The sequence below is a fragment of the Asanoa sp. NPDC050611 genome (assembly GCF_040654855.1).
In the GTDB taxonomy this organism is placed as follows: domain Bacteria; phylum Actinomycetota; class Actinomycetes; order Mycobacteriales; family Micromonosporaceae; genus Asanoa.
In genome coordinates, this window is record NZ_JBFAIU010000296.1 from 1 (window position 1) to 9,556 (window position 9,556).

Sequence of the window (9,556 nt, forward strand, 5' to 3'; positions counted from 1 at the left end):
CCATCTGGTCGTTGGCGACGAACACAGCGGTCACCGACTCGCCGCCGCGCCGCCGGGCGACCAGCTCGCGGCCGGCGGCGTGCCCCGAGGCCGGCCACCAGTCGCCGTGCAGCACCGACGGCAGCGGCGCGCCGGCCGCCTCCAGCACCGCGCGCCAGCTGCGCAGCCGGGCGGCCGCCTCGATCGAGCCCGCGGGGCCCGTGACGTGGTGGACGGTGCGGTGGCCCAGTTCCAGCAGGTGCCGGGTGGCCAGCGCGGCACCGGCCTCCTGGTCGACCCAGACCGCCGGGCCGTTCGCCTCGGCGGTCGCCGCCACCGCGATCAGCGGCACCGCGGTCTGCACCTGCCGCAGCGCGCGTACCGCGTCGTCGTAGGTGCTCAGCGCGATGATGGCGTCGAGCGACTGGGTGCCCAGCCGGTTGATCGCCTCGGTCATCGTGCGCGCGCCCGTGTCGTCCAGCACCGACACTGTGAGGAAGTAGCCGGCCTCCCGGGCCGCGCGCTCCAGGCCGAGCATGGTCTGCGCCGGCCCGTACTGGCTGCTGTTGGCGGTGACCAGGCCGATCGTGCGGGTCGACCCGGTGGCGAGGGCCCGGGCCGCCCCGTTGGGGCGGTAGCCGAGCTCCTCGATCGCCGCCAGGACCCGTGCCCGGGTGGCCACCGCCACGTTGGGATGGCGGTTGATCACCCGCGACACGGTCTGGTGCGACACGCCGGCGCGGGCGGCGACGTCCGACATGGCCAGCGGCCGGGTCGGCGCGGCGTCCGCGTGCGGTGTGTCCATCGGTGCGATCCGGTGCCGCCGCGTCAGCGGTTGGCGCCGACGCGGCGCTTGTTGTAGATGTCGAACGCGACGGCGAACAGCAGCACCAGGCCCTTGATCACCGACTGCACGGACTGGTCGATGCCCATGAGCTGCATGCCGTTGCTCATCACGGCCATGATCAGGCCACCGACCATCGCGCCGACGACGGTGCCGACACCGCCCGCGACGGCCGCGCCGCCGATGAACGCCGCCGCGATCGCGTCGAGCTCGAACATGTTGCCGGCGGCCGGCTGCGCGCCGTTGGACCGCGAGGAGTAGATGACGCCCGCGACACCGGCCAGGAAGCCCATGTTGACGAACATCCAGAAGTTGACGGTCTTGACCTTCACGCCGGAGAGTTGCGCGGCGGACAGGTTGCCGCCGATCGCGTACACCTGGCGCCCGAAGACCGTCCGGCGGGTGACCATGCCGTACACGATGACCAGGACGGCCAGGATGATCAGCACGATCGGCAGGCCCCGGGCGTGCGCCAGCTGCCAGGCGAAGTACATGATCACGGCGCCGATCAGCAGCACCCGCAGGACGAACAGCGGGAACGACTCGACCGACTGCTGGTAGCGGACCCGGGCGGTCCGCGTCCGGTAGCCGCTGACCGCGATGCCGGCGACGGCGACGGCGCCGATGAGCAGCGTGAAGGCGTCGTAGCCGTTGCCACCCATGAGCCCGTTGAGGAAGCCGTTGGCGACCTTCTGGTACTCGGCCGGGAACGGCGAGAGCGAGATGTTGTCGAGCACCTGCAGCGTCAGGCCGCGGAAGAGCAGCATGCCGGCCAGCGTCACGATGAACGCCGGCATGCCGATGTAGGCGACCCAGAACCCGTGCCAGGCGCCCACCGCGAGGCCGACCGCGATCGCCGCGACCACACCGACCCACCAGGGCAGGCCCTGCTGGATCACGAGTACCGCGGAGACCGCGCCGGTCAGCGCGACCACCGAGCCGACCGACAGGTCGATGTGGCCACCGATGATCAGGATGACCATGCCGATCGCGAGCACCAGGATGTACGAGTACTGGAGCACGATGTTCGTGATGTTGCCCGGGCTCAGCGAGACACCGTCGGTGAGGATCGCGAACAGCCCGACGATGACCACGAACGCGACGTAGATGCCGCTCTGCCGCAGGTTGCGCATGATCAGGGTGCGGGGGTCGCTGGTGCCGGTGTGCAACGCAGCGGCCGGGGCGCCCCCGGACTCCCGCGTCTCGGGAGGCTTGGTGCTGGTCATCCGGCGAGCTCCTTCTCCTTGGTCATGAGCGCCATGAGGTTTTCCTGGGTGGCCTCGCGCACCGGGACTTCACCGGTGATGCGGCCGGCCGAGAGGGTGTAGATGCGGTCGCACATCCCGAGCAGCTCGGGCAGCTCGGAGGAGATGACGATGACCGCCTTGCCCTGCGCGACGAGCTTGTTGATGATCGTGTAGATCTCGTACTTGGCGCCGACGTCGATGCCGCGCGTCGGCTCGTCCAGGATCAGCACGTCGGGGTCGGTGAACAACCACTTCGACAGCACGACCTTCTGCTGGTTGCCGCCGGAAAGCGTGCCGACGGTCGCCATCACGGTCGACGTCTTGATGTTCATGTCGCGCCGGCTCTGCTCGGCGACCTTGATCTCCTCGTTGCCGTTGACCCAACCGCTGCGCGAGAGCTTCTTCAAGGCGGCGGCGGAGATGTTGCGGCAGACGTCGGCGATCAGGTTGAGGCCGTAGCGCTTGCGGTCCTCGGTGGCGTACGCGATGCCGTTGCTGATCGCCTCGGCGACCGTGCGGGCGCGTACCTCCCTGCCGTGCATGAAGATCCTGCCGCTGATGTCGCGACCGTAGGAGCGGCCGAACACGCTCATCGCCAGCTCCGTGCGGCCGGCGCCCATCAGGCCGGCGATGCCGACCACCTCGCCCGCGCGCACGTTGAGGTTGGCGCCGTCGACGACCTTGCGGTCCTGGGTCGGGTGCCAGGCGGTCCAGTCCTCGATCCGGAAGACCTCTTCGCCCGGCGCCGACTCGCGGTCGGGATAGAAGCTCTCGATGTCGCGGCCGACCATGCCGCGGATGATCCGCGCCTGCGTCGAGTCCGGTGAGCTCATGTCGAGCGTCTCGACCGTGCGGCCGTCGCGGATCACCGTCGTGGAGTCGGCGATCGCGGTGATCTCGTTGAGCTTGTGGGAGATCATGATGCAGGTGATGCCCCGGTCGCGCAGGCGCCGGAGCAGGTCGAGCAGGTGGGCCGAGTCGACGTCGTTGAGCGCGGCGGTCGGCTCGTCCAGGATCAGCAGCTTGACCTCTTTGGACAGTGCCTTGGCGATCTCGACCAACTGCTGCTTGCCGACGCCCAGCTGGATCACCGGCGAGACCGGGTTCTCGTCGAGGCCGACCTCGGCGAGCAGCTTCGCGGCCTCGGCGTTGGCCCGGTTCCAGTCGATCAGCCCGCCCGCACCGCGCACCTCGTTGCCGAGGAAGATGTTCTCGGCGATCGAGAGGAAGGGCACCAGCGCCAGCTCCTGGTGGATGATGACGATGCCCTGGGACTCGCTGTCGCGGATGCCGTTGAAGTGCACCGGCTTTCCGTCCAACACGATCTCACCGGTGTACGAGCCGGTCGGGTAAACCCCGGAGAGCACCTTCATCAGCGTGGACTTACCCGCGCCGTTCTCACCGCAGATCGCGTGGATCTCGCCGCGCCGGACGGCGATCGACACGTTCTCGAGCGCCTTCACACCGGGGAAAGTCTTGGTGATGTCGCGCATCTCCAGCAGCGCGTCGGTCATCCGTCCTCCTTCTGCGTGCTTGCGGGCGGCAGGCCCGGTGACCCGCGGAGGGTCACCGGGCCTGCCGGTCGGTCACTTGGCCTGGCCGGCCTTGACCTCGTCGGCCGTCCAGTAGCCTGAGTCGATCAGCGACTTCTGGATGTCGTCCTTGTAGACCGTCTCGACCGGCAGAAGGTACGACGGCACGACCTTGACACCGTTGTCGTACGTCTTGGTGTCGTTGGCCTCCGGCGTCTGCTTCTTCAGGAACGCCTCGGCGGCCTTGACGGCCTGGTCGGCCAGCAGTCGGGTGTCCTTGAAGATGGTCGAGCTCTGCACGCCATCGTTGATCAGCTTGACCGACGCGATCTCCGCGTCCTGACCCGTCACCACGGGCATCTTGCCCTTGTAGCCGGCGTTCTGCAGCGCGGTGATGATGCCGCGGGAGAGGCCGTCGTACGGGGACAGCACGCCGGCGACCTTGGAGCCGTCGTTGTAGCTGGAGGTCAGCAGGTCCTCCATGCGCTTCTGCGCGGTCTCCTGCTGCCACCGCAGGATCGCCGCCTGCTCGATGGACGTCTGCTTCGACTTCACGACGAGCGTGCCCTTGTCGATGTGCGGCTTGAGCGTGTCCATCGCGCCGTCGAAGAAGAAGTGCGCGTTGTTGTCGTCGAGCGAACCCGCGAACAGCTCGACGTTGAACGGCCCCTTGGCCGTCCCCGGCGAACCGTCCTTGTTGAGCACGCCCAGCCCGACCAGGAGCGCCGTCGCCTGCGCGACGCCGACCTTGTAGTTGTCGAAGCTGACGTAGAAGTCGACGTTCTTGCTGTCGCGGATCAGCCGGTCGTACGAGATGACCGGGATCTTCTTGTCGGCGGCGGCCTGGAGCTGGCTGGACAGCGCGGTGCCGTCGATGGCCGCGATGACCAGGACGTTGGCGCCCTGCGTGATCATCTGGTCGACCTGCTGCGACTGGGTCGGGATGTCGTCGTTCGCGTACTGCAGATCGACCTTGTAGCCCTTGGCCTCCAGCTTCTCCTTGACGGAGTTGCCGTCGGCGATCCAGCGCTCCGAGGTCTGCGTCGGCATGGAGACGCCGATCTTCAGCTCGGACGGTGCCTGCGCGGCGGTGTCCGTGCCGCTGCCGGCGCCCTCACCGCTGCAGGCCGCCATGCTCAGCGCCACCGCCGCGGCGCCCAGAGCGGCCAGAATTCGTCTGTTCACAAGCTGTCCCCCCTCCGGGGTTGGTGCCATCAACGTTTCGCGGATTACAACGTCGGCCAGTGTTAGCGCTAACAACTGGACCGTCAAGCCCTCGAACCGACATGCTGCGGTCACGGTCTCGTAACAAGGCGGTTCCTGATCTCGCGCTCCCGCGGGCGACTGTCGCATATGGTGTGAGCGCTAACAGGTCCGGAGCCTGGCGTGCACCCAGAGTGACACCGTGCTCGATGCTCCGGTACGCCGGTACGTCGCCGCCGGCGTCATGGTGACACGGTCGAATCAACCGCATTCGGGCGGGCCAACTCCCGCCGTCCGCCGAGTTGCCCGCCGTAGACGGACATTTCCGAATTGGCAGTGTCCCCAAGTCCTTTACGGGCGCGCTGGTCCTGTGGCTGTCGCGCTGCGCCATCTGCTCACGCACCGCAGTGGACTGCCCGTATACAGGGCCGGCCTGGCTGCGATGGTGACCAGCCGGCGGTCGCAGGCAGGGCTTCGCCCAAGCACGGTGCTTCTGCCGCCGGCGACCTCCCGCCCCCGCCAACCGGCGGTCGCGGGCAGGGCTTCGCCCAAGCACCGTGCTTCTGCCGCCGGCGACCTCCCGCTCCCGGCAAAGGGGGACGCGGCCGAGCCAAACGCTCTGACCATCGACCAACCCGTCCGCGGCGCATCCAGCCACCGCCGGATACAGACCAACCCGCCAACTTGGCGAGGCGCACTGCCCATCGATCGACCCTTCGCGCGGCACCGGGCGCGCCGACCTGGCAAGGGAGATGCGCCCGGAATGATGGCGCACTGGCCGTTCGCCAACGGGCCGCGTCGGCGTGTCGGCTTTGCTCTGAATACAGATACGCATCACCCCATGTCGGGGTGATGCGCGCGGCCACCAGTCGTCGACCAACGCGCGACGTCGCAGACGGACGCACCGACCTTGGGCCAGTGCGGACACCAAACGCCGGGCGGTGGCGGTGAAATGCGGCGCGATAGCGTCGTGGCATGGCGACGCGGTTGGTGCACATCACCATGAAGGCTCGGGACGAATCGGCGCTGGGCGCATTCTGGGCTGAGGCGCTCGGGTGGGGCATGGAGAGCGAGGGACCCGGCGTGATCAACCTCGAGCCCGAGGACGTCACCTACCCGGACCCCGTCGCCGTCTGTGTCGACCTCGTCGTCTCCCCCGAGCCCAAGACCGTGAAGAACCGCGTGCACGTCGACCTCGCCACCACCTCGACCGCCCATCAGGCCGAGCTCGTCGAGCGCCTCGAGAGCCTCGGCGCCACGCGGGTCGACATCGGGCAGGGCGACGTCCCGTGGATCGTCATGGCGGACCCGGAAGGCAACGAGTTCTGCGTGCAGGCCCCCGGGCCGCACGCCCAGGACACCGGACCGATCGGGACCGTCGTGGTCGACTGCGCCGATCCGCGGGCCATGGCCGACTTCTGGAGCCAGGCCACGGACTGGACCCTGCACCAGGTGACCGACCGCAACGCGGTGCTGCGGTCCGCCAAGGGCATTGGGCCTTATCTGCTGTTCCTGCGTACGCCCGACGTCAAGTCCGGGTGGAACCGGGTTCATCTCGACGTCCGGCCCTACCCGGGTGACGACGTCGACGCCGAGGCGGCCAGGCTGCGGGCGCTCGGTGCCACCGCCATCGACGTCGGCCCCGACGTGCACTGGATGGTTCTCGCCGACCCGGAAGGCAACGAGTTCTGCCTCCTCGCCCCCGCATGATCCGACCAGGCGTCACGGTCTGGGCGTAAAATTCGGAAATATGGCCACGCTTTCGACGACCCCGGGCCGACGCTCGGGGTCGTCGCTGCTCGACCGATGGCTGGCCCGCGCGGCGATCCTCGGCGTGCTGGCCGCCTTCGCCGTGCCGGTGCTCGTCGCCGGTGTCGTGGGCAGCGTGGCGATGCTGGTGATCGCGGCCGCCTGCCTCGTCGCCACCGTCGCGGCCGCGTGGTGGTTCCTCGCCCGGGCCGGCGTCCTGCGCTGGTTCGCCGCACTGCTCGTCGTGGCCGCGCCCGTCGCCGTGCTGGTGGTCTTCGCGCTGCACCGGCTGGTCTGGGTGGCCGCGGTCTCGGCGGGCCTGCTCGTGCTGGCGGCCACCGTCGGGCGGCGCGCCCTCGCCCAGGCCGTACGCGCACCGCGCGAAGTCGACACCCCGCCGCCCCGCCACCCTTTCCTGATCATGAATCCACGCTCGGGCGGCGGCAAGGTCGCCCGTTTCGACCTGGCGAACCGCGCCCGTGCGCTCGGCGCCGAGGTGGCCCTCCTGGACGCGACCGGCACGACGGACGTGGCGGCCCTGGCCCGGGACGCCGTCGAGCGCGGTGCGGACCTGCTCGGCGTGGCCGGCGGCGACGGCACCCAGGCGATCGTGGCGGGCATCGCGGCGGAGCACGACCTCCCGTTCCTCGTCATCTCGGCCGGCACCCGCAACCACTTCGCGCTCGACCTCGGCCTGGACCGCGAGAACCCGGCGGCCTGCCTCGACGCCCTGACGGACGGCGTCGAGGTCCGGGTGGACCTGGGCGACCTCGGCGGCCGGACGTTCGTCAACAACGCCTCGTTCGGCGTGTACGCGGCCATCGTGCAGAGCGACGCGTACCGCGCCGACAAGGCCCGCACCGCCCTGTCACTGCTGCCCGAGCTCCTGGCGCGACAGACCGGCCCGCCGTTGTGCCTACGGGTGGGCGAAACCGTCTGGGAGGCGCCGCAGGCGATCCTGGTGAGCAACAACCCGTACACAGTGGACGATTTCGCGGGTCTGGGTCATCGCCCCCGCCTGGACCGCGGCCGGCTCGGCGTCATCGCGCTCATGGTCGACTCGACCGCGGACGCCGTGCGGCTGCTCCGCGGTCGTCGCTCCGAGTCCGTGACCATCGTGGCGGCCCGCGAGGCGGTCATCGAGGCCGGCGGCCGCCCGGTCCCGGTCGGCGTGGACGGCGAGGCGCTGCTCCTGCCGACGCCGCTGGTGGCCCGGATCCGCCCGGCCGCCCTCCGTGTCCGGGTGCCGCGCCACCGACCCGGCGTGCGCGCCGCCCGCGCGGCCCTGGACTGGGTCGACCTGGGCCGGCTCGCGCTGTCCGTGCCCCGGCCGTCGCGTCGCGGCTGACCCCTAGGACGCCTGCCTGATGGGCATCTCAGCCAGCCAGACCTCGGCCAGGTCATGCAGGGGTACGTCGAGGGCGTGGCTGAGGCAGACCACGGTGCCGAACGCCGGCGCGGGGAGGCGGCCAGCCTCGATCTTGCGGAGCGTCTCCGGTGAGATGCCGGCCGCCAGGGCCACCTCCACGAGGCTGCGATCGGCCCGCGCGGCCCGCAGGGCGGCGCCGACGCGCCGGCCCGCTGCGATCTGTGCGGCGGTCAGTGGTTGGCGAACCATGCCAGCAGGATATCCCTCCACCGAGCGCGTGGTATAAAAATACCGCAACGGAAGAGGGAGGCTGCCGTGATCGAGCTCAAGTCCGCCGAGGAGATCGCCCGGATGGCGGTGACCGGCCAGTTCGTCGGCGAACTGCTCGCCGAGCTGAGCGGTGTCGCCGCGGTCGGCGTCAACCTGATGGACATCGAACACCACGCCCGCCGCCGGATCAAGGAACGCGGCGCGGAGTCCTGCTACTGGGACTACGCCCCGTCGTTCGGTCGCGGCCCGTTCCGCAACGTGCTGTGCCTGTCGGTCAACGACGCGGTGCTGCACGGCCTCCCGCACGACTACGTCCTGGCCGACGGCGACCTGCTCAGCATCGACATGGCGGTCGGCATCGACGGCTGGGTCGCCGACTCGGCGCTCTCCGTCATCGTCGGCTCCCCCGACCCGGCCGACCTGAAGCTGATCGAGGCCACCGAGGTCGCGCTGGAGGCGGCCATCGCCGCCACCCGGCCCGGCGGCCGCCTCGGCGACGTCTCCGCGGCGATCGGCGAGGTCGCGCACTCGTACGGCTACAGCGTCAACGCCGAGTTCGGCGGCCACGGCATCGGCCGCACCATGCACGAGGCCCCGCACGTCTCCAACGACGGCCGCGCCGGCCGCGGCATGAAACTGGAGCCGGGCCTCACCATCGCGATCGAGCCCTGGCTGTGCCGCACCACTGACAAGATCCGGTACGACGAGGACGGCTGGACGATCCGCTCCGCCGACGGCTCCCGCACCGCCCACTCCGAGCACACGGTCGCGGTCACGGAGTCCGGTGCGCAGGTCCTGACCCGCCGCCCCACCGGCAACGGCCAAGCCGATCCCGACGGAGCCAACGCTTCGCGCCGGCAAGGATGACGCCGAAGAGGCCTTGCGCCGCAGCACCGCCCCCGACACGATGATCCGGCGCTAACCGGACCGGATCAACCGGGCCGTGGTCTTCCACTCCGCCGAGGCGGCGAAGGGCAGGCTGGCGACGACGCGGCAGACCTGCCCTCCGCGCGCGGCCATGCGAAGGGGTGCCCAAGGCTCGCACGACCGGACGTGCCGTCCATTGTCGACACGATGCCTCCGCGCGCGGCAGCGCTCGGGTTCGAGGTGCTCGACCCGGACGGCGACGAGGACCCCGCCGTCGTGCTGAAGACCGGTGGCGGCCATCGGCGCCGGAGACCGCGCCCTTTGACGTCGGGGTCGCCGGACCAGGTCGTCGATGCGTCGTCTCGTCACGGCAGGGATCGTCGCACCGACCATCGACAAGAAACTCACGCCCAACCGCCGCCCGCGACCAGCACGGCCACGACGACGGCGAGCACGAGCACCACCGGCGCCGCCGCGAGGCCGAGGCGCTCGCGCC

The 9,556-nt window shown here is 70.2% G+C and carries 8 protein-coding genes; 3 read left to right on the top strand and 5 right to left on the bottom strand.

From position 1 onward, the window contains the following. The 4 genes from AB0H87_RS32155 to chvE all read right to left on the bottom strand — a co-directional run. A partial coding sequence (locus AB0H87_RS32155) for a LacI family DNA-binding transcriptional regulator (protein ID WP_360154170.1) occupies positions 1 to 784 on the bottom strand: 784 nt, incomplete at its 3' end. Positions 785 to 807: 23 nt separating this feature from the next. After that, a complete protein-coding gene (mmsB, locus tag AB0H87_RS32160) occupies positions 808 to 2,049 on the bottom strand; it encodes a multiple monosaccharide ABC transporter permease (RefSeq protein ID WP_360154173.1) in 1,242 nt (413 codons plus the stop codon). Beyond that, complete coding sequence (gene mmsA, locus AB0H87_RS32165; RefSeq protein ID WP_360154176.1) at positions 2,046 to 3,584, bottom strand: multiple monosaccharide ABC transporter ATP-binding protein; 1,539 nt, start codon at positions 3,582 to 3,584, stop codon at positions 2,046 to 2,048. The genes mmsB and mmsA overlap by 4 nt, the downstream gene beginning before the upstream one ends. 72 nt (positions 3,585 to 3,656) lie before the next feature. Continuing rightward, complete coding sequence (chvE, locus tag AB0H87_RS32170; RefSeq protein ID WP_360154179.1) at positions 3,657 to 4,787, bottom strand: multiple monosaccharide ABC transporter substrate-binding protein; 1,131 nt, start codon at positions 4,785 to 4,787, stop codon at positions 3,657 to 3,659. A 993-nt stretch (positions 4,788 to 5,780) separates the two neighbouring features. Here chvE and AB0H87_RS32175 point away from each other — a divergent pair. Both AB0H87_RS32175 and AB0H87_RS32180 read left to right on the top strand, forming a co-directional pair. Next, on the top strand, positions 5,781 to 6,515 hold the full coding sequence (locus tag AB0H87_RS32175) for a VOC family protein (protein ID WP_360154182.1): 735 nt from the start codon (positions 5,781 to 5,783) through the stop codon (positions 6,513 to 6,515). 40 nt (positions 6,516 to 6,555) lie between these two features. Further along, on the top strand, positions 6,556 to 7,902 hold the full coding sequence (locus AB0H87_RS32180) for a diacylglycerol kinase family protein (RefSeq protein WP_360154185.1): 1,347 nt from the start codon (positions 6,556 to 6,558) through the stop codon (positions 7,900 to 7,902). 3 nt (positions 7,903 to 7,905) lie between these two features. Here AB0H87_RS32180 and AB0H87_RS32185 read toward each other — a convergent pair whose 3' ends face one another. Further along, positions 7,906 to 8,172 (bottom strand): helix-turn-helix transcriptional regulator, encoded by a 267-nt coding sequence (locus AB0H87_RS32185; protein ID WP_360154188.1) that lies wholly within the window; start codon positions 8,170 to 8,172, stop codon positions 7,906 to 7,908. Positions 8,173 to 8,238: 66 nt separating this feature from the next. On the opposite strand from AB0H87_RS32185, the gene map reads away from it, so the two are divergent. Further along, on the top strand, positions 8,239 to 9,060 hold the full coding sequence (gene map, locus AB0H87_RS32190) for a type I methionyl aminopeptidase (RefSeq protein ID WP_360154191.1): 822 nt from the start codon (positions 8,239 to 8,241) through the stop codon (positions 9,058 to 9,060). The last annotated feature ends 496 nt before the right edge of the window (positions 9,061 to 9,556 follow it).

Bases quoted from the DNA above. Each gene is read 5' to 3' on its own strand.
- mmsB (WP_360154173.1), bottom strand. From the start codon at position 2,049: ATGACCAGCACCAAGCCTCCCGAGACGCGGGAGTCCGGGGGCGCCCCG.
- mmsA (WP_360154176.1), bottom strand. From the start codon at position 3,584: ATGACCGACGCGCTGCTGGAGATGCGCGACATCACCAAGACTTTCCCC.
- AB0H87_RS32175 (WP_360154182.1), top strand. From the start codon at position 5,781: ATGGCGACGCGGTTGGTGCACATCACCATGAAGGCTCGGGACGAATCG.
- AB0H87_RS32180 (WP_360154185.1), top strand. From the start codon at position 6,556: ATGGCCACGCTTTCGACGACCCCGGGCCGACGCTCGGGGTCGTCGCTG.
- AB0H87_RS32185 (WP_360154188.1), bottom strand. From the start codon at position 8,172: ATGGTTCGCCAACCACTGACCGCCGCACAGATCGCAGCGGGCCGGCGC.